The following is a 20,443-nucleotide window of genomic DNA, read 5'->3' on the forward strand; positions in this document are numbered from 1 at the left end:
GTAGCCTAAGCAATATATCTAGAAAAACAATTATTCTTATACTACATACGAATAATAACCGTTCTAATATACCGTATATATCCATATAAACAAAGATATGTACTATTAATACTAACATTTATTTAATATCTTTTGATGGATATCAGTTTAACATTAAAAGCCTTAATTAAATGAACTTAAATAGACACTGGATTAGTATGACTACGCGGTAACCATAATGAAATAATAGTAGTCATTGCAATAAATACAAACGCAATCCACAAACACATTGAAAGACCATAAAGCTGATAAACTGCGCCTGAAAGCAATGTTCCAATTAAACGTCCCATGGCATTTGCCATATAATAAAAACCAACGTCTAAACTTACACCGTCCCCTTTCGCATAACTCACAATTAAATAAGAGTGTAATGAAGAATTAATTGCAAAAATAGCACCAAAGATCATTAACCCAATAACAATAGTAAATTCAGGATACCAATTAAATTGTAATGCTAATGCAATTGCACCAGTAACAAGAGCCAAGATACTTGCCCACGCGAATGCAGCAAGTCCATCAGGTACAACTCCGGCAGCTTTACCCGTAATTCTAGGCGCAATACTTTGTACTACACCATAACCAATAACCCATACGGCAAGGAAACTACCAACGAGCACGTAATCCCAACCAAATACTTGCCCTAAATATAATGGTAATGCAATCACAAACCACACATCACGCGCACCAAACAGAAACATTCTTGCGGCTGATAATATGTTGATACTACGACTTTTTGAAAATATTTGGCTAAATTTCACTTTGTTTTTAGCTTTACCTAAGTCTTTATCAAGCCATAATAAACTGCATACAAATACAACCGTTAATACACACGCCATCAAAACAACCGCACCTTGAAAACCAATCAAAGCCAGTAATGTGCCACCTAAGAAAAAGCCAACACCTTTAAGTGCATTTTTTGAACCTGTGAGCAATGCAATCCATTTATACAATGCACCTTGCTGATCGTTAGGCACTAACGTTTTAATCGCACTTTTAGCACTCATTTTATTCAGATCTTTAGCAATACCCGATAAGGCCTGAGCAAACATCACCCATATAACAGTTAAGTTTACTGATGGTACAGCCAACATTAACAACGCGATTACCTGCATAAACAAACCGATATTCATCGTCTTATTTAAACCTAAGCGAGCACCAAGCCAACCACCAATAAGATTCGTTACCACACCAAAAAATTCATAAAATAAAAATAATGACGCGATTTCTAATGGGCTATAACCTAGTTGGTGAAAATGCAGCACCACCAGCATGCGTAATGCGCCGTCAGTTAAAGTGAAGTTCCAATAATTAAACGTCACTAGCATATATTGGCGCACGCCATTAGGCAGTTGGCTAAGCTTTGCTAACATAAAAATACTCTCTAACTTATTATCAATTTTTACTGTTAGCTGATTAACAACCAACTTTACGAATTAATTCTGCAGTACGAGTGGCATAGCCCATTTCATTGTCATACCACGCATAAATTTTAACCATCCGTTGATTTACAACCATGGTTGATAGCGCATCAATAATAGTTGAACGTTGGTCACCACGATAATCAACCGATACCAAAGGTCGTGTTTCAAAGCCTAAAATACCATCCAATTCATTTTCTGATGCTGCCTTTAATAGTTGGTTCACTTCATCAATGGTGGTATCACGTTCAACATCAAAAATAATGTCCGTTAATGACGCGTTTGCAAGTGGCACTCGCACTGCATGACCATCAATTTTACCGGCTAACTCTGGAAAAATTTCAACAATCGCTTTTGCAGAACCTGTTGTGGTAGGGATTAAACTCATACCACATGCACGAGCACGTCGCAGATCTTTATGCGGCGCATCTAAAATAGTTTGAGTATTGGTTAAATTATGAATGGTTGTAAAAGACGCCTGTTTAATTCCAAGATGTTCATGGATCACTTTAACAACAGGCGCTATACAGTTTGTAGTACAAGATGCAGCAGTCACAATACGGTGTTTCTCAGCATCAAATAAATGATCGTTAACCCCAACCACAACATTCAATACACCCTCAGCTTTTACTGGCGCAGAAACCACTACCCGCTTTACGCCCTGCTGTAAATATTGATTAAGGTACTGAGTATCACGGTGAACACCTGTCGCTTCTAATACAACATCACAACCAGACCAATCAACATCTGCAAGCTGTTGTTGCTGACAATAATCAATCGCTTGGCCATTAATCTGTATTTGACCATTATTAACAGTGACCGCATGTTCCCAACGTCCTTGGATAGAATCAAACTCAAGTAAATGTGCCAAGGTCTCAACATCACCTGCAACGTCATTAATTAATACAAATTCGATCTCAGGCCAATCAAACGCAGCCCGTAATGCTAAACGACCAATACGTCCAAACCCATTAATTCCAACTTTAATTGTCATCATCTTTTCCTTGTTGTGACACACTATACATCTTAGTAACCATATATATGGAAAATCAAATATAACAGCCACAAAAAAGAAAATAAACCTTTTTATCTTAACTACCTTCCAGTGTGCCTAAAAACAAAAAACCCCGCATCAGCGAGGTTTAATGATAAATTCTTAATGGTGATTATCTATTGGTGCACTAATTCCACTGTGCAATATAATCAATGTGTGGCTGACGCGTAAAAGCCCCTGGACGTTGTGCCTGAATAACTGCGATTGTCTCTTCTAAAGGCTTACCACGAGCAAGTAAGATACGTGCGGCTAATAATCCAGTGCGACCCGATCCACCTTTACAATGCGCAACCACAAATTGACCATTATTAAGCGCTATTTGTGCAGCATCATTAGCACGTTGCCATTTAGCTTCAAACTCAGCAGTTGGTGCACAATCATCTTCAATCGGCACATGAAACCATTGCATACCCAATAATTTACACGCTTCGGCTAATAATTCGATACCTTGATCAGGTAAATCACCGTGTTCTAGCGCCGTTAATACTACTGTTGCTCCCGCCGCCTTTAACTGACGCAGACTAGTGATTGCATTGACACCTTTCGTGCCAGGACATGGCGTTAATAGCAAGCCGCCTTTAGTCGGGGTTGATTCATTTAATGCTAGTGTCCAAACGGGATGTTGATTGTCCATAATAGTAACAACTCCTACTCTATTATACTGTTAATTGATTGTGGTTTTTTTCTGTTTTTTATTGCACTTAAACGTATTTTTTCTTGATTAATCAATGCTGGTTGACCATTGCGTACAGTATCAAATATGTGGCGGATCCATAGCGGTAAATCGGGAGGAAAATGATAAAAAATCCATACCCCTTCACGTTGGTCATGTAATACACCACTATCACGTAATAAGGCTAAATGACGAGAAACTTTAGGCTGACTTACCTGCAACGCTTTGGTTAAGTCTCCTACAGATAAAGCAAGTTCATCATGAATCAGCATCAAAATACGTAATCGTAACGGATCACTCATGATTTTAAATAACTCAACAGCCCCAATAGTGTCAGATTGATTATCACCATTTAGCATTAAAAATAATGCTATCTTGGCTTTTAAGCCATCAAAAACATCATAGAACCCTTGAGAGCCAGATTGCGGCTTAGGATCTTTAAAATCCCAATGAATTAATGCATCAGAATCAGGAAAAAGTGCACATTCTTTACTGGCTTTATCACATAACGTTATCACCACATCAAAATGTTGATTTTGTAAACTTGATGCCAAGACACTGGTTAAATTATCTGAATTAACATTATGATAATTCAATACTTCATATACTCGAGGATCAACGCTTTCAGGTGCCATCCCCGCACTCATTATTTCAAATTTATCGATGGTGGCTGTACTGTCTCGGCACATATGACGCATCAATGCTTCTGCAAGTTGCGAGCGAGCGGAGTTACCAGTACAAAGAAACAAAATACGTTTCACAAAACACCTTATTTAATAACCGTTGAAAGCATTATAATATACGACAAAGCATATATAACAAGGTTCAGGCGTTTAAAAAAGTGATCAATATGACTTACTGTCTTCCTTTACATCGCCATTAACGAGCGATATCTAATTGATTACCACTCACACCATTGGTTCTAAACCAACCAGCAATACTAAATCGTTTCTGTGTTGCAGGAAGTACTTCATGTGGAAACAGTTCAGATAAGAATACGACTAACCGTCCAGCTTGAGGATCTAACGTCGCTAATTCATTATCCTCTAAATCATACATTTTAAGACATCCACCATGTTCAGGCTGCCAATCGTCATTAAGATAAAAAACGGTCGTTAATTTACGGTTTTCTTGACCACGGAAACAATCTAAATGCTTTTGATAAAAATCACCTTGTTCATATTTAGCAAAATGTGCTTCATACTCAAATAAACCCAAGAAAAAATGACGATTCACTTCCATTCGAATATCATTCATTCGTTGTAAAAAATCAGCAATAGGTGGTCCCATGTCAGATGATAACCATTGAATTTTATCGCTTCTAATCGCTTTTTTAGTCATATATTCATCATTACGACCAATACCAGCTTGACTCCAATCAGCGGGAATACAAGCCTTCAAATCCTTGACTTCATCCTGAGTCAAAAAGTCATCCCAGACAAACCATCCTTGGGTAAATAAAGCATCAATAAGTTTGCCGTAGTTCATAATCGTTCCAATGCGAAAGAAGAAAACGTTATAAGGGCAGACACACTTTACGACAAATCACAAAAATCATCATAACTATGAATTTTTTTTCTTAAATAGGCGATGACATATACAATATTAGATTCAGCCGTTGATTAATCCAAACAGATAGTGATTAATACGATATAAGCATAAAGTTTATTAAACGCTCATCACGTATTAGACAAAAAATATTGATTAATACGTTAATTTACAGGTTTAAATGTATGGGAAACCGTTGTTATGAGCGATAAAAATCGCGGATTATTATTGGCTTTTATTGGCATAATGATACTGAGTTTTGACAGTTTATTTGTAAAGCTATCAAATTCCACGGCATGGAATGTGCTTTTTTGGCGTGGTGCATTTCAATGTATCGTCTTAGTGATTGTTCAATTGCTTTATAATCGTAAGCAATTTAGCGCTGAAATCTCACGTCCTTCTTTATCCATTTTAGGATTAGGCTTTATTTTTGCGGCTTCAACAGTCTGCTTTATTGAGTCCCTACATTATACCCAAGTGGCAAGTACTCTTGTTATTATTAATACCGCCCCTTTTTTTACTGCTATTTTAGGGTTCGTATTCTTAAAAGAAAAACTCAAATGGCCAACATTACTGGCTATCGGTATTGCAACCAGTGGTATTTGGATCATCTTTGCTTTTGCACCGGCAGGCGGTCAATGGGTCGGTAATCTATTAGCATTAATTACTGCATTAGCAACGGCTATCTATTTAGTTGCTATGCGTAAAACAAAAGGGGAACAAGCAGCAAATATTCTGATTGTGGCAGGCTTTATGATTGCAGTCTTTGCTTATATTAAAGGGGCGCAACCGTTTTCACTTTCACATATCCAGATGCTGTATCTATTAATATTAGGAGGAATAGTCGTTCCTGGTTCTTATCTGTGCATTTCAAAATCAACGGCTTATATTCCAGCGGCCCAAACCAGCCTCATTTTACTAATGGAAATTCTATTAGGTCCACTGTATGTGTTTTTAGTTATTGGTGAACAACCCTCTTTAAATGATATTTTAGGTGGTGCAATTATTTTAATCACATTAGGCATCTATACTGTTTGGGATATTAAGCAGTCTGCATAATAACTATCACGCCCTAATAAAATTACCGCCGTTGGGATTTACAACGGCGATAATCTATCAATCTTGTTATTAAAAATTTATTTAACGTTTACACGCAGATTATTTTTATTATCACGATTTTGGCGAATATGTTCATCACTCTGGGTAATATTTTCTTGTTTCGCAAGGCGATCATACAAAACAACATTGACTGATGCTGCTAAGTTCATACAACCTACCGTTGGTACATAAACAACATGATCGGCTCTATCTGCAACATCTTGTGAGATTGAACCATCTTCAGGACCAAAAATATAAATCGCTTTTTCTGGATGTTGAAAATAGGGTAACAATGTTGCTCCCTCTGCGAAGTCAACACACACAATCTTCATATCTTGTGGAAGATCATCAAGCATTGATTCAACACCAGATAAGGGGATCGTCTGTGCCATTTTCTTAGTATCTGTCTGAAACTTCGCAGCTTTATCGTAACGGGTTCCCGTATAAATAACAGCATCAGCTTTATAACAGCCAGCAGCTCTGAGTACAGCACCGATATTGGTTGGACTTTTAGGATTACTTAATCCAATGATTACTGATGCATCTTTCATCTCAGGAATACCTTATTGTTTAACTTCACAACAAATATAAATAAAGATGTCATTATACTAAAATTGTAACTTTGCAGAAAGAAGTAACCACCGTTAACGCTACCATCCGACCCATAAGCAAAAAAGCCTCACTCTTTTGAATGAAGCTTTTTTTAAAAGAATCGCTGTTGAAATTCTATACGAAAGAAATTAACTCAACCTCGATAATTACTATAACCGATAATAATTAATTGACGTTATTATCCACTAAATGATGACATAACCAACCTAACGATAAATCTTCAATGGCTTGCTGTATCGATGCGTCTATCTTTTGTGCTTCATCGCCATTATACATATCAAGAATAGTGGTAAAAAAGGGCATATAAGGCATTGTTGAAATATACACTTTCTTATCATCAGCAGTAGCGATCACTTCAATATCATAGGCATTTAAATGACGTGAGTCTTGATCTGTAATGTGCACTAAATTAAAGCGTATAATATTGGCATCTTTCGAATCAATGGTTGCACGATACCCTATTCGATTTTCATCATCGATCAAATGATAGCCCCCATCAGCCAGCGCTATTCCTTTTTCAATCAACATCGATAACATGTCGGCTCGATCAGAAGAAACATTGATAACTAATGCTGACTCATCTGAAAAATCATCAACAGATCCCTCTTCAATATCATCATCAAATATAGATCGGGTGTAGGTTGTTACGACATGATTCAGCATGCTTGTAATCCTAATGTTCAGTTTAATATAAATAAATTAAGAGAGAAGATAGGGTTATACTGGATTACATTTTATCTGCAACACAAATTATAAAATCCAGTAATAAACACCCTAATTCTTCTCAATTTATTATTTTAATATACACGTTGATTTAAAAGAATTACGGATAGTATTTTTGTTTCATTCTCAGTGCGACATTAACCAAAGCAATTAACACTGGCACTTCAACCAAAGGACCAATTACCCCAGCAAATGCTTGATCTGAACTCAATCCAAACACTGAAATAGACACTGCAATCGCTAATTCAAAATTGTTGCCTGTGGCTGTAAAAGCAATAGAGGCATTCTTGTCATAAGGAATACCCATTTTCTTACCGACAAAGAAGCTAATAAAAAACATTAGAACAAAGTAAATAACCAGTGGCACAGCAACACGGAAAACATCCATTGGTAAGGCTAAAATCATATCGCCTTTAAGGCTAAACATCAGCACAATAGTGGCTAGTAGCGCAATTAACGTAATAGGTGAAATACGAGGAATAAACACCTCGTTGTACCATTGATCTCCTTTTTTAGCGACCAACCATTTACGACTAATAAAACCCGCAAGGAAAGGAATACCAAGATAAATAAGAACACTCTCTGCAATATCTATAATAGATATATTAATAGCAAAACCCTGATAACCAAATAATGGTGGTAATACCGTAATAAACAACCACGCCATAACACTGTAAGTCAGAATTTGAAATGCGCTGTTTAATGCGACCAATGTAGCGCCATATTCTTTATTTCCACCACCAATATCATTCCAGACTAATACCATCGCAATACAACGAGCTAAGCCGATAAGAATAATCCCCACCATGTAACCGGGATGATCACCAAGGAAGGTTAATGCTAAAACAAACATTAAAATAGGACCAACAATCCAATTCATGACCAAAGATAACGTAAGGGCTTGTTTATCTTTGGTTACTTTTCCCATTAATCCATAATTTACTTTTGCAAGAGGAGGATACATCATTAAAATCAAACCAATCGCCAACGGAACATTGGTTGTTCCAACCGACATCGCTTGATTCCACTGAGACACTTCAGGAAAAATAGCGCCGATCCCCACCCCAATGATCATTGCAGCAAAAATCCATACCGTTAAGTAACGATCAAGAAACTGCATTTTATTATTTGGGCCATTTAAAACCTTTGTTGTCATAGTAACCTTCCAATTTTTATTATTTACAGCAACCAATCGTTAATCGTCGAATAACGATTAATTATTATGAAAACATTCAATCTTGCTTATAAAGTGCTTAGTAAAACATTAAGACAAGAACGATGAGAATTTAGCGTTAAATTTATTAAGTGCTTCACGATGAATGCGATAACACACTTTAGGTGGATTTGGCTCTGCTTTAATAAAATCAGCTTGTTTTAGTATCCGTAAATGCTCGGAAACCGTTGATTGCGCTAATCCTAACTCAGACACTAAATCGCTATTTAAGCAACTATCCATAGCATCTAAGGTATGGAGAATGTGGAGAATACGCAAACGCGCAGGATGTGATAATGCTTTCGCTTGCGCTGCTAACATTTGTTCATCATTAAGTTGTTGCGCTGTGGCTGTAAAGGAAACATCACAAGAACTCGAGCATTTATTATTCATCTGTTCACACCTAACCGTTAATCGTCGATTAACGATACATCAGCTTTACTGATGATGCAACAATCACTTTATTAAACAATGAGATTTACTTTCACTATTTGAAGAAACCTAGAATTGGCTCTTTTAAGTCTACTCTTTTATAACTTGGCGTAGGTTACTTTTATGGTGACTTATCATTATCTCCAATATTTTTTTTATTGATATATTATTGATTTAATATTAATAAAATCAAATAATTAACATCATTCAAAATAATATTAATATAATTACCAACAAAAATAACTGTACAAAAAATGAACAACTGCTATTATCTGTCTCGTTCTGTTGTTCAGGACGTTATTAAATGCACCACCAAGTAACAGTTAAACCTTCAGCTACATCAACGTTATCGTTTTGTACTTCAGTGTTTCCCTTGTTTTGGCAGTAACATTAATAATTTAACCACTTAATACATCGCATTTTAGCGGTTAATTAATCACCTATATAAGGGACATCACATGTCTAATACATCTACTGGTTTAGTAAAATGGTTTAACGAAGAGAAAGGTTTTGGTTTTATTACTCAAGACAATGGCGGTGCGGACGTATTCGTTCACTTCCGTGCTATAGCTTCTGAAGGCTTCAAGACATTAGCTGAAGGCCAGAAAGTGTCTTTTGAAGTAGAACAAGGCCAAAAAGGTCTACAAGCTGCAAACGTTGTAGCTATCTAATTTATCCCCGTTGATAAATAATAAAAATGCTGGCTATGGCCGGCATTTTTTATGCCTGCGATTTACCTCTACGTTTGTTCATTACTAATTGCGATGATCTACATAAACCAGAATGTCTCTTTCAAAGTAAAACTGTTTTTACTGATAAACCTATATAAAAGCATACTCTCAGCCATATATTTAGCTAAAATACTAAGAGGTTTGTATTTTTGTAATACTGACCAAACACTAAGAATACTGTATTAAGATAATACTTATTTTATATATCTTACTTAAATCCAGTTTTAAAGGTTATAGCGTATTTAATGCTATTTATCATCACTGTATAGGATGAGTTCATTGAATTTTGTTTTAGATAATATCGGCACAGTAACGTTATTTTTATTACTGTTTACTTTTGTTGTTAGTTGGTTATTTCGCTCTAAAGAGTTTGCTATCATTAGAGGCGTTATTTTAACTGTTTATAGTTTAGTTTTTGTTACTTTATTTGACACTTTGGTTAGTTTCATCCCTCCTTTGATTATATTACTTTTATATAGTTTGGTATTTATAGACACCTTGCTTCTTATTCGACCAAAGATGCAACCTCTTTGGGTTCGAGTTTTGATAAATTGGCCTGGGCAATGGTTTTTAGGTGCAACGATAATCGCCTTCCCTTGGGCAATATGGGTACTATTGTTTAAGAGTGCTGATTTTTTGTATATCCCTTATATACTTGGTTTAATCGGTATATTACAAAATTTCCGTATCACTGAAGAATGTATTTTTATCGATTTGAATGATAACGAACAGCCATCACAACTGAGCCGCTTAAAATTAGCGCCACCAAATTCAAATAATAACGACACACTGCAAATTATCCAGTTAACCGATCCGCATTTAGGCCCATATATGTCTGTTGCTCGACTTCAGCATATTTGTAAAAACGCAGTCGATAAACAACCGGATCTTATTTTATTAACGGGCGACTTTTTGACCATGGAGTCAAAAGGATCAGTACAAACACTGTCACAATCACTCCAACCATTAAAAGAGTATAGCGGCAAGGTGTTTGCTTGTATGGGCAACCATGATTACGAAGCGCCTGAAATAGTAAAGGTAGCCTTAGCTAACAATAATATTACTTTGTTGATAGATGAAGCCCTGATAGTACAAACTCGACTTGGCCCAGTTGAAGTTATTGGCTTTGATTCTCACTCTAAAGATAGAAAACTTAAACTCAGTAACGCAATCAAAAGCTTACCTAATGAAAAGAATATCATCGCAAGTATTGCTATGCTTCATGATCCAACTCACCTTTCAGATCTGCTTCTAGCCAGCCACCCTACAGATTTATTCTTAAGTGGTCATACACATGGTGGTCTTATGGGATTAGTCAGTTTAGGATTAAAAACGACGGTAATCAGCCTATTTTCAAAATCGCCAGATCATGGCTTGTGGGGAATTGATAATACCAAGTTATATGTGCATCGAGGTACTGGTCATTATGGCTTTCCTTTTCGGTTAGGCGTACCCACAGAGCATAGTGTTATCAAAGTTAGATTAAAGAAATCAAAATAATATTAACAGTAATAGTACAGTGATAATTCAGGCTTCGATTCACTGTGCTACTACTGCTATCGACTACACCACCATCAAAAATATGAGCAGGAACAGCCGTTTTACGAAGTAGCTTTAACGGAATGAGACAGGAAGTTGGCCACAAAAAGACAGGGCTACGTTTTTGATTAGGCTAGAAACAACAAAGCCCCAGCGTGAGCTGAGGCTTTATTATTTTAATTGGTGCCCGAGGTCGGACTTGAACCGACACTCCCGAAGGAAACGGATTTTGAATTCCTTGAGGCACCTTTGCAGCACTTATCAAGTGTTGGATCTTGTTATATAGTACTGTTTATTGTCTTGGGTTTTGTTGGATGTTAATAAGCACAAAAACCTGAATTTATCTTCAAGCTCATTGCTGGATATAAGTTACTTAGAGTTTATGCTTAAATTTGTAAATTATGGATAGCTTCAAGTATAGAAAAGTCACTTAACTCAGAGCCCAAAAATTAAAGGGGCAGATCTGAGATAACTGTTAGTTGGTACACTTCTGGTTGTTCCTTTAGCAATTTTTTATCCAGTGTAACGCCCATACGACGTAAATAATAATGCATTAAAGCCTTTCGTATAACGATTGAAAGCTTCTCATTTTTCATCCCATAATCTTCAGCAACGATACGCTGTTGTTTCTCAGAAAGATTAGGATTGGGAGTAATATTTGCTCTAACTTGATAATTCCAGTCTTCATCATGTTCTCGAGTATTTACTGATTTATCCATTAAATCTGGTTCATTTCGAAAACGACTAAGAACGAAGTCGCGAAACTCACGTTTGTCTTCACAGTAGGCTCTCACATGCCATCTGATACCATCATATACCAAACTATGAGGCGCAATTATTCTACCTCGCACCTCAGGTGTAGAGAGCGACACGTAGTCTATATCTACGCGAAGGTTAGCCCTTGCTGCCGCGATTAATCCTCGAACGATGTTCGGTGATATAGATCTTTCGGGAACATTCAATACAGTCGATTGAGCTTCCCCCCAATTAAAAAACTCAAAGGTCTCTTCTTGGTTATATTGCTGATGAAGCATGAGCAGATACTCATGAGCTGTTCCTTGAGTAAACAAAGGCTTAAAGTTGTCTGCTGGCCTATAGCCTTTAATCGTCCTATCCAGTATCAATTGATCTTGGTCAGTCAAGTTAATGTACTTGTTAATATCCCTAGAAGCTTGTTGTCGCCCTATGTGAAAAGCATCACATAGGTGATTTGTCGTCAGCCTACCCTCCCACAGAGCTATGATTTCAATTAGTCGAAATCGTACTTGTTGGTCCCATTTGATATCTGCTTGACTCATGTTCGTGCTCATAAATGCTACATGTTGATGTATACAGTGTATACATGTATTAAAAAAGTACATATATTTATTATGGAAATAGAGAAAGGAAAATAGAGTCAGGAATCATTACTGTGAGAGAGTCAATGGTATTGAAAGCTGTTACCTGATTTAGTTACCACAAATTAAAATTGGTTTATTTTCAATCAAATAAACAAAAAATCAGGAAAAACACGATGATGTATGCCGGATTGACTAAAGTTATCGCAATAAATTCTTATCAGAAAAACAAGATGTTTTCAGAGTATTACTTTGACTCTCCCACTCAAATCACTGGCGGTAACGGAGAAGGAAAAACATCCTTATTAAGGCTTATTCCGTTCTTTTATGGAGCTACTGGCACGCAGATCGTCAGGAAATCGAATGTTAATAAACCCTTTGTAGAATGGTACTTACCACACAGCAACAGTTATATTGTTTTCGAGTACATTACTGCTCGTGGTCAAGTTGCTCATGTCATTTGTTATCGAAACCTCAGTACTAAAGGTGGCATTGTTTACCTTTTCGTTAAAGGTCAGTTTGAACAATCAGTGATCATTAAACAAGACAGCGAAGAAAAACCATACGCTATTGCCTGTACAAAATTGGCCGCAGAACTGGCCGTTAACGGTTTGGATTATGAGTCCCGTATTACTAATGTCAAAGAGTACCGCGAAATTATCCAAAACATTAATGCAGGAACTTTGAACAATCAGTTTCTAAGTTATTCTTTGTGCTCTGGCCGTCATGATGTTCGTCATATCGAAAAAATCACCGCCGCATTGATTCAGGGTGAATTCAACATGGCCGACACCAAGGCGCTTTTTCTTGATATTCTTGAACAAGGTAATAGCACACTAGAATTTGGTGTGGATGCGAACAGAATTGAACAATGGTGCGATGACTACAGCGGTCTAACAGCTTTCCTAGATAAAAAAGACGCATTCATTGAAGCTATTGCGAACAATCAGCAGATCGCGTACTTAACCACTCAGCTCGCCAATGCCTTAACAATCATTCGTGAAGCCTCTGAAAACCTTGATGAGTCCCGTAAGAAAGCAGATCTAATGCGCGCAGACTTTCTTGAGAATAGCGATAGGAAGATTGGCGAAATTAATGAAAAAAAGCTCGATAAAGAGGTTCGACAGAATGCTCTTCAACGTTCTATTACAAGTATTGAGTCTGAGATCGACGTTCATCACAGCAAGCTTATAACATACGAAAATAATGGTTACCCAGAACTGTCGGTTAAGCTTAAGCAACTTCCAGAAATGGAAGATAAGGTGACACATCAAAGACAAAGTTACGCCGATCTTGAAATTAAGTTCAATGATGCTAAAGCAAAGCATGAGAAAGACAAACAAAGCCTTGTTAGTAAGTTCAATAAAGAAAAGTCTGACCTAATAGAGCAAAAACTTGATGCCGAAAAAGAATTCAAGGTTAAGAAAGACAAGATAGACGCTGTGTATCAGCCACAGTTAAAGGAACTGACCGAATATCATACAAGTTTCACTACTGACAAATCTTCGACTCTAATGAAGCGTAAGGCTGATCTCGCCACTCAAAAACAGCGACTAAAAAATCCTGATATTGATGAGCTTCTCATTGAACAGAGAGAACAATTGGAGTTAGAGAAGGACAGATTGCAAGAGGAAGTCGACACGTTAAAACACACGACACTTGTGATCGAGAAGGAAGGAGGCAACTTACAAACTAAACGTGAAAAGCTACTCGAAAGCTTAGAGGACACTCGTCGTAACAAGCGCGATGCCGAAGCTAGATTCAAAGTAGTCAGTAACCGATTAGACCCAGATTCAGGAACCTTGTTCTCATTCTTGGAAGCTAATCGACAGGGATGGCAAAGCTCTCCACTTGGTCGTATTCTTACCGATGAGCTTTTGATGGACACGACACTCACACCATCAATGACTGAAGATTCAGGTTCTATGTATGACTTATACATCGATACGAGCAACCTAGCTGATTGTAGTGTCACCAATAAAGCTGATCTCGAAGAGCAAGCTAATTTGATGGATCTTATCGATGAGCTTGACGATGCAGAGATCGATTTTAATAAGAAAATTTCAAAAAATAACTCTGCTGTTAAACAGTCAGGTCTAGAGTTGTCACGACTACGCAATGAGCTGCGCAACGCTGAAGGTGACCTAGCTCAAACTAAGGTTAACCTTAACAATAAGAAAATAGAGATTGCCCGTGCAAAAGAGGGCTTAATCGAAAAAATAAATATAAGCATCAAATCGATTGAGAAAGCCATATCCCAGACTGAGCGAGAAGTCTCATTGGCGCTTGAGCGTTTTAAAGAGGCAAAATTAGAGCTAAACAACGATAGGCTTACTCAAATTGGCAATATTGAATCATCACTTGCTCTCACGATCGGCGCTATAGACGAACTACTGGCAAAAAGTACTTTGACGTTAGGCGAGAACAAACAGCGTATCAAAACGGAGTATGAACAGCGGTTGAGCAAGCAAGGTATTAGCGGTGAAATCTATCAACGCTATAAAGAAGAAATTGAATTTCTTGATAATCAGATCAAAAACTTAAAAGCGAAGTCTCATAAGATCAAAGAATATGAGACATGGATTGCTGTTTATGAAGTGGATGACCCTAAGAGGCGTGACGATCGTAATACTAAGGTAAAAGAACTTGAAGCGGTGCATCAAGAAGTTAAATCTTTAGAAACAAAACTGATAGAGCTTAGAGTCGAAGCTAATCGAACCAAGAAAGAGTTTGATGAAAAACTATCTATCTTAAAGAACCACAAGCAGCGAGCTGACAGTGCAATCTCTCGCCTAACTAACTACGTGATGTTTGAGGACGAAGAAGGGAGCCAAGAAGAGAACGACTATAACGGCGATTTAAATTCACTATTGAATGATGTGGAGAGCAAACTCCCGGAGTTAGAGAGACTTACTAAGCAACGTAAAAAAGATATACAACAAATGGAAACTATCACTCTCAACCTTGGTGACGGGGAACTGTATCGTTTCTGGAATGAAAGCAGCCGAAACACTATTACAGAAGATATTGTTGCTAGTGACTCTAAGCGAATAGATATTCTAGAAATAATCATGAATGACATTATTCCTCAAGTGACCCGTATAACAATTGAAAGCGCGGTCAACATGGGGCGTATGCTCGTTGACTTCAAGCATCGGCTACTTGGCTTCGATCGTGATATTAAGAAACTTGGTCGCAATATTTCCGAACAAGTAAAGGTCAATAACACGTTCTCGGTGGTTGGTTCTATTGACATTAACGTTGAAAGTTCACTTTCCAAACTACAAGGTTGGGAAGATATTATTAACTTCTCTGAGATTTATGAAGAGTGGGATAAAACGGGATCTGCTGAGCTACCAACTAAAGAGTTTTACAATGCTTTAGATACGCTGACTTATCATATTAGTGCCGAGAAAGTTAAGAAGCCTACTGAGCTGTTTGACATCAAATTTGAAGTTATCGAGAACAACCAGCGTAAAACCGCCAAAACAGATAAAGATATGCGTGACTTAGCCAGTAATGGCACGAACTTGCTTATTCAATCCATGTTGTATTTAGCGCTACTGACGCAACAACGTGGAGCAAGTCGACTATCAATAACTTACCCAACCGATGAGATTGGTAAACTGACGGCAGAAAACCAAGCCAAACTACTTAAGATGATGGGATCACACAACTTCAATGTTATTGCGGCTCAGCCCGATGGTAATAACCGTACAGCCAATTTATTTAAGTACCTGTACCACTTAACGCCTTACAAGAACATTTTCAACAAACCTAAAGTAAGTAAACTCGCGTTAGCCAAAGCCGCTGAAACTAGCACAGGAGTAGAAGCATGAAGCCAGTATCACAAGTCCTAGAGTCTCTACTTAGTGGTCATTTTATCTGTCCAGCAACCGATCGTGAAGCTTATAAGACGCTTAAAGAGGATCGTACTCGCCGAGAAATCAATCAAGCGTTGACACTTATGAGCCGAGAGCTCCAGTGTACGAGCCGAACCAGTGCCTATTATGTCACCTATAAAAGTATCGACGATCACAATCGTCGTCAGGTGACCGCGCTGATGAACAATGTACACGGTATCATCCGACCAGTGGTTAAGTTCGTGGCGACAGTCAGTGAGGCTGCTCAAGTTGAAGCAGTGATGGTTGGTGGTGATGAGTTAAGTGTGCCTGTATTGAGTGCACAAATCCAATCGTCTCCTAGCTTGATGGATAAACTCGATAGTATTTACCGACTCCCGAAAGTGAGTCGAAAAAAAGTGCGTGACAGTGCAACTGATAAACTCAATGTGGTTGTCGAATTTCTGGTTAAAGAAGGGGTGGCTCATTTAGTCAATAAAGAGCGTCAGCTCTATGTGATGACAGGAAAGTTAGATTTTATTTACGAAGTGCTCGATTTCATCGATACCCATGAAAAGATTGTTGAGGCAGTTAACAAAGCAAACGAGAACCAAGAGGAGTTCGACTTTTGATGAGCTCTCAAAGCAATGGGAAACATGGTGGTGTCAACCACATGCTTAGCTTAATCAGCCAAGCAAAGGACACATTAACTTATGTTTTTGAAAATGGCACGATACGTGAAACTCATGAGAACGCCAACGACCTACGTAAGTTAAAAGAAGCCCGTGTTGTTATCGTGACAAGCCGCGGCTACCGTGTACATCCTAAGATGGAAGCACTGATGAACTATTTCCTTGAAACGGAAGCTAGTTCATTTCTTGGAACTCAACACGCTGAGCGCATTCCAGAAATTCAGAACCTTGCACAAGAATATCTGGAAGCTAAATTAAATGGCAAAAGAGAACAAGAGGCAGATAGGTTTAATAGCCTTGAAGGGGTAGTCTATGAAATTACAATGGATTTGCAAGAGTCTTGTCGTCGCCTAAGAAACCGTATCAGTTATGACTTTGGTTATGGTCATACGCTCGTCCAAAAGCAAAAAGAGAACCAAGTCGCTATAGAGCAAGCTGAAAAGCTTGTTAGTGGCATGAAAGCTTTTTCTTTTAAGTTGTTGAGTGAAACAGCTGGAGATAATTCAGAGCTCAACACCTTGTTTTGTACTGAAATGCACAGAGCTATTCGTAGTTGCCAACAAGAGCTCGGCTCTATCCTAATTCAACTTCGAGCTTTGATGCTGAAGTATCGTAACCGAGAGCGTGATAAAGACCTGGTCAACGCCTTTGATCGGTTTATTGATCAAGAGCCACACTGGACACCAAGTGACGATTTGATTTTGCCCGATGAGATAGCAAAGCACGATGGCATACCGACGTTTTGGCTTTCAGAGCCGATTGAATTTGCGCACCATCCAAATCCTGATGATATGGACCAAGAGCCAGAATTGGCCGATATTGTTGAGAAAATCACGGCACAACCTGTCGAACAAGATGAACTTCCGGTTGTTGAAGAAGCTGAGCGCCGAGAATTGACACTTGATGTTGAAATACAAGAGCTGATTGAAGCGGACATTGATTCTCATTGCGATACCTTTTTTGCTGAAGCCTTTATTGGGAAGGGAAAAACCAGCATTTCTGCCTTGGAATATTACGAGCAAATCAATAGTGATTTACCAGAAGATCTTGACCAGCTCACTTGCGCTAAAGATGTGTGGTTATTTAGCGTGCTTAATTTCCATAGTTCAATGCTTCCCGAGGATAGCAAAGGCTTTATCGTCGAGCCTATCGGGTCTTATACCTATTTAGCAAAAGGTAGCAATATAGGTTATGGCAACCTTCACTTAGAAGATGTGTCTATAGCGAGGAAACGGTGAGTAGAATTATTGATGATATAACTGGTAGTGATTTAAATCGGCTAAAACAGCTTTTCTCTCCAGCGAAGGTTAAAGACGGTACCAATGTAGTGCTGAGTGGCGTTTTTGAGATTTTTCATCACGACTTTAGTGTTGGTATCGTCAGAGGTGAGAAGCTACAGCTGACGCCTAGAGATATACGTCAAATTAGAAAAATAATTAAAGAACAATCTGGTTTTGATCTTTTAACTGACCCTATCCCACATTCTCGAACGGAGATGGCTCAGTTCTTTCCAAATGAGAAACTAAGTTCAAGGCCTGTAAAAGACAAGATGATTAAAATTTATGGGGTTTTGTCCACGAACATAAATGGCAAATCATATGATTTAGAAGAAGGTATGAATATTGAGATAGCTTTAAGTCATTTAAAGAGCATTGAGCACAGTCAAGTTGTGATTGTTGAAAACTATGAAGCGTTTTCTCAATTTAGGTCCATTAATTCGGATGTTTGCCTCAATCCACTAGTTATATATCGGGGTGATAAGGAAAGTGGTGTTATATCAAAGGAAATTGCTAAGAGTTTTCTGCACATTGAGCTTGTTGCTTGGTTTGATACCGACCCTTCTGGTATTTCTTTCGCTGTAGCATCGGGAGCAAGCCATATACTTATTCCCTCAATATCAAGAGAAGCTCTTATTGAGCATGGGAATTCCACTCTATTTGAAGATCAATACAGATATTGGGAACGAGTATCAAAGGTACTCCCCTCCAAGTTAGAGGCATTAATCTCTAGTGTAGAAAAAGGAATAACACAAGAATCAATCGTTGCGAACAGCATCCCTTTAGTCTTGTATCCCCTCAAGTAATATTTAAAAAAGTAGCTTTAGATCCATTAGGCTACTCTGTAAATCAGTCATTAGCAAAAGTAAGGAAGAGTCGGATCAATCTGCAAAATTGGAATGGGAAAAATTGTGTTACAACGTTATGTAGGCATGAAAATCACCTATAACTTCTGTTACAAAAAATATCGAATCGGGTCATTTTTAATGTTTTTGCTACTGCTTTTTCTAACAAAAAATTAATCATAATATAAATATACATTTCAATCCATACCACGGGCCCAAACCCAATTAAGCATGCCCACCAAGACTTCCGTCATTGAAATCAATAAAACTTATCAATTTTTTATCAGTAAGTATTAATTTCTACTACTATTCCACTACACCAACTTTTTACTCATAAGCATCCAGAGACAAAAGTATGCGAGCAGAAATTGTAAAATCACATCTCCATTATTATTACTATCGTGTGATTTTGCACAAAACATAGCTACGCACTCTATTGATAAATAATATTCTTGGTATCTTATCGATTAAGGATCTTAATTTATGATTATATGTTTAATGGTTTGTATATATCCCCAACGACACTATTGTACATACAAAAATAATCATTAAATATCAGTTAATTAATTGTATCCCTACTTACGAAAAAAGAAGATAGCAACCAAAACCACCATCTTCTTTATCTTACTTATTACATAACTTAATCGTCATCACTACCAAGCACATAGCCAAGCGTGCGCACCAACAGCCATTCCTAGAGGGCAAGAAACGACCAATAGCAATCTCTGTCACTGCTCCTGTAATAGCACCTTTGCGTGATGGCCTAATTTCGTAACGTATTGCATTTTTATTTTTACTCACAACAACCACAACCGTTAATGAGCTCCTCGATTATTTATAAAGCAACTTGTGCCCTCCTGCCCTCGTCCTGTCTTTCATAACTTCATTGGCTTTAACCAAACAACAAGTCAGTCAGCTTCATTTCGATATATATTTGATTAAATTTATAACTAAAACTAAGCACGTAATTTAATGACACTCTAACAACGCTAAATAGCCTGCTACGCCATCAATCACATCACCACTAAATAATCTCTTGGCGTACCAGATATGGACATTTAAACGTCCTAAAAAGCGTTAGATTATGTTGGAATTTACAGGACAGTAATCGGCTATGAATTTTCAACACCACCAGATATGAGCAGGAACAGCCGTTTTACGAAGTAGCTTTAACGGAATGAGACAGGAAGTTGGCCACAAAAAGACAGGGCTACGTTTTTGATTAGGCTAGAAACAACAAAGCCCCAGCGTGAGCTGAGGCTTTATTATTTAAATTGGTGCCCGAGGTCGGACTTGAACCGACACTCCCGAAGGAAACGGATTTTGAATCCGTCGTGTATACCAATTTCACCACTCGGGCTTTATTCTCA

17 protein-coding genes and 1 tRNA gene are annotated in these 20,443 nt (G+C 37.8%); 7 read left to right on the top strand and 11 right to left on the bottom strand.

Annotation, left to right across the window (positions count from 1 at the left end; genetic code table 11):
- Nucleotides 1-176: 176 nt before the first annotated feature.
- From arsJ to BTO21_RS06445, 5 genes are all read right to left on the bottom strand, one after another.
- Nucleotides 177-1,409: an organoarsenical effux MFS transporter ArsJ gene (gene arsJ, locus BTO21_RS06425; RefSeq protein ID WP_105026734.1), complete on the bottom strand. Its 1,233-nt coding sequence runs from the start codon at nt 1,407-1,409 to the stop codon at nt 177-179.
- A 43-nt stretch (nt 1,410-1,452) separates the two neighbouring features.
- Nucleotides 1,453-2,451, bottom strand: a complete 999-nt coding sequence (locus tag BTO21_RS06430) for an ArsJ-associated glyceraldehyde-3-phosphate dehydrogenase (RefSeq protein WP_045030566.1) — start codon at nt 2,449-2,451, stop codon at nt 1,453-1,455.
- A gap of 187 nt (nt 2,452-2,638) precedes the next feature.
- Nucleotides 2,639-3,145, bottom strand: coding sequence for a phosphatase domain-containing putative toxin (locus tag BTO21_RS06435; RefSeq protein ID WP_045030565.1), 507 nt, complete (start codon nt 3,143-3,145; stop codon nt 2,639-2,641).
- 14 nt (nt 3,146-3,159) lie between these two features.
- Entirely contained in the window at nt 3,160-3,945 is a 786-nt protein-coding gene (locus BTO21_RS06440) for a metalloregulator ArsR/SmtB family transcription factor (RefSeq protein ID WP_045030563.1), read from the bottom strand.
- A gap of 118 nt (nt 3,946-4,063) precedes the next feature.
- A complete protein-coding gene (locus BTO21_RS06445; protein ID WP_045030561.1) occupies nt 4,064-4,672 on the bottom strand; it encodes a 2OG-Fe(II) oxygenase in 609 nt (202 codons plus the stop codon).
- 261 nt (nt 4,673-4,933) lie between these two features.
- Here BTO21_RS06445 and BTO21_RS06450 point away from each other — a divergent pair, with 261 nt between their 5' ends.
- Nucleotides 4,934-5,791, top strand: coding sequence for a DMT family transporter (locus BTO21_RS06450; RefSeq protein ID WP_045030559.1), 858 nt, complete (start codon nt 4,934-4,936; stop codon nt 5,789-5,791).
- A 77-nt stretch (nt 5,792-5,868) separates the two neighbouring features.
- Here BTO21_RS06450 and BTO21_RS06455 read toward each other — a convergent pair whose 3' ends face one another.
- From BTO21_RS06455 to BTO21_RS06470, 4 genes are all read right to left on the bottom strand, one after another.
- Nucleotides 5,869-6,381 (bottom strand): RNA methyltransferase, encoded by a 513-nt coding sequence (locus tag BTO21_RS06455; protein WP_045030557.1) that lies wholly within the window; start codon nt 6,379-6,381, stop codon nt 5,869-5,871.
- 226 nt (nt 6,382-6,607) lie between these two features.
- Entirely contained in the window at nt 6,608-7,105 is a 498-nt protein-coding gene (locus tag BTO21_RS06460; RefSeq protein ID WP_045030555.1) for a hypothetical protein, read from the bottom strand.
- Between the two features lie 160 nt (nt 7,106-7,265).
- Nucleotides 7,266-8,321 (bottom strand): ACR3 family arsenite efflux transporter, encoded by a 1,056-nt coding sequence (gene arsB / locus BTO21_RS06465; RefSeq protein ID WP_045030552.1) that lies wholly within the window; start codon nt 8,319-8,321, stop codon nt 7,266-7,268.
- A 108-nt stretch (nt 8,322-8,429) separates the two neighbouring features.
- Nucleotides 8,430-8,771, bottom strand: a complete 342-nt coding sequence (locus BTO21_RS06470; protein WP_045030550.1) for an ArsR/SmtB family transcription factor — start codon at nt 8,769-8,771, stop codon at nt 8,430-8,432.
- Between the two features lie 497 nt (nt 8,772-9,268).
- Between BTO21_RS06470 and cspE the strand changes: the two genes are divergently transcribed.
- Complete coding sequence (cspE, locus tag BTO21_RS06475) at nt 9,269-9,481, top strand: transcription antiterminator/RNA stability regulator CspE (RefSeq protein ID WP_045029183.1); 213 nt, start codon at nt 9,269-9,271, stop codon at nt 9,479-9,481.
- A 339-nt stretch (nt 9,482-9,820) separates the two neighbouring features.
- A complete protein-coding gene (locus BTO21_RS06480) occupies nt 9,821-11,041 on the top strand; it encodes a metallophosphoesterase (protein ID WP_045030548.1) in 1,221 nt (406 codons plus the stop codon).
- A gap of 488 nt (nt 11,042-11,529) precedes the next feature.
- Here BTO21_RS06480 and BTO21_RS06485 read toward each other — a convergent pair whose 3' ends face one another.
- Entirely contained in the window at nt 11,530-12,378 is an 849-nt protein-coding gene (locus BTO21_RS06485; RefSeq protein WP_045030546.1) for a BrxR family helix-turn-helix transcriptional regulator, read from the bottom strand.
- Nucleotides 12,379-12,593: 215 nt separating this feature from the next.
- On the opposite strand from BTO21_RS06485, the gene BTO21_RS06490 reads away from it, so the two are divergent.
- The 4 genes from BTO21_RS06490 to BTO21_RS06505 are packed head-to-tail and all read left to right on the top strand — an operon-like array spanning nt 12,594 to nt 19,034.
- Entirely contained in the window at nt 12,594-16,256 is a 3,663-nt protein-coding gene (locus BTO21_RS06490; RefSeq protein WP_105026735.1) for an ATP-binding protein, read from the top strand.
- Nucleotides 16,253-16,891 carry a hypothetical protein gene (locus BTO21_RS06495; protein WP_045030545.1) on the top strand — a complete coding sequence of 213 codons (639 nt, stop codon included), beginning with the start codon at nt 16,253-16,255 and terminating at the stop codon, nt 16,889-16,891. Before BTO21_RS06490 ends, BTO21_RS06495 begins: the two co-directional genes overlap by 4 nt.
- Nucleotides 16,891-18,189: a hypothetical protein gene (locus tag BTO21_RS06500; RefSeq protein WP_045030543.1), complete on the top strand. Its 1,299-nt coding sequence runs from the start codon at nt 16,891-16,893 to the stop codon at nt 18,187-18,189. Before BTO21_RS06495 ends, BTO21_RS06500 begins: the two co-directional genes overlap by 1 nt.
- A complete protein-coding gene (locus tag BTO21_RS06505) occupies nt 18,186-19,034 on the top strand; it encodes a DUF7281 domain-containing protein (RefSeq protein WP_045030541.1) in 849 nt (282 codons plus the stop codon). Before BTO21_RS06500 ends, BTO21_RS06505 begins: the two co-directional genes overlap by 4 nt.
- Before the next feature lie 1,314 nt (nt 19,035-20,348).
- Here the strand turns inward: BTO21_RS06505 and BTO21_RS06510 are convergent.
- A tRNA-Leu gene (locus BTO21_RS06510) sits at nt 20,349-20,433 on the bottom strand.
- Nucleotides 20,434-20,443 lie beyond the last annotated feature (10 nt).

Origin of the sequence: Photobacterium phosphoreum (genome assembly GCF_002954725.1) — a bacterium.
Taxonomy (GTDB): Bacteria; Pseudomonadota; Gammaproteobacteria; order Enterobacterales; family Vibrionaceae; genus Photobacterium; species Photobacterium phosphoreum.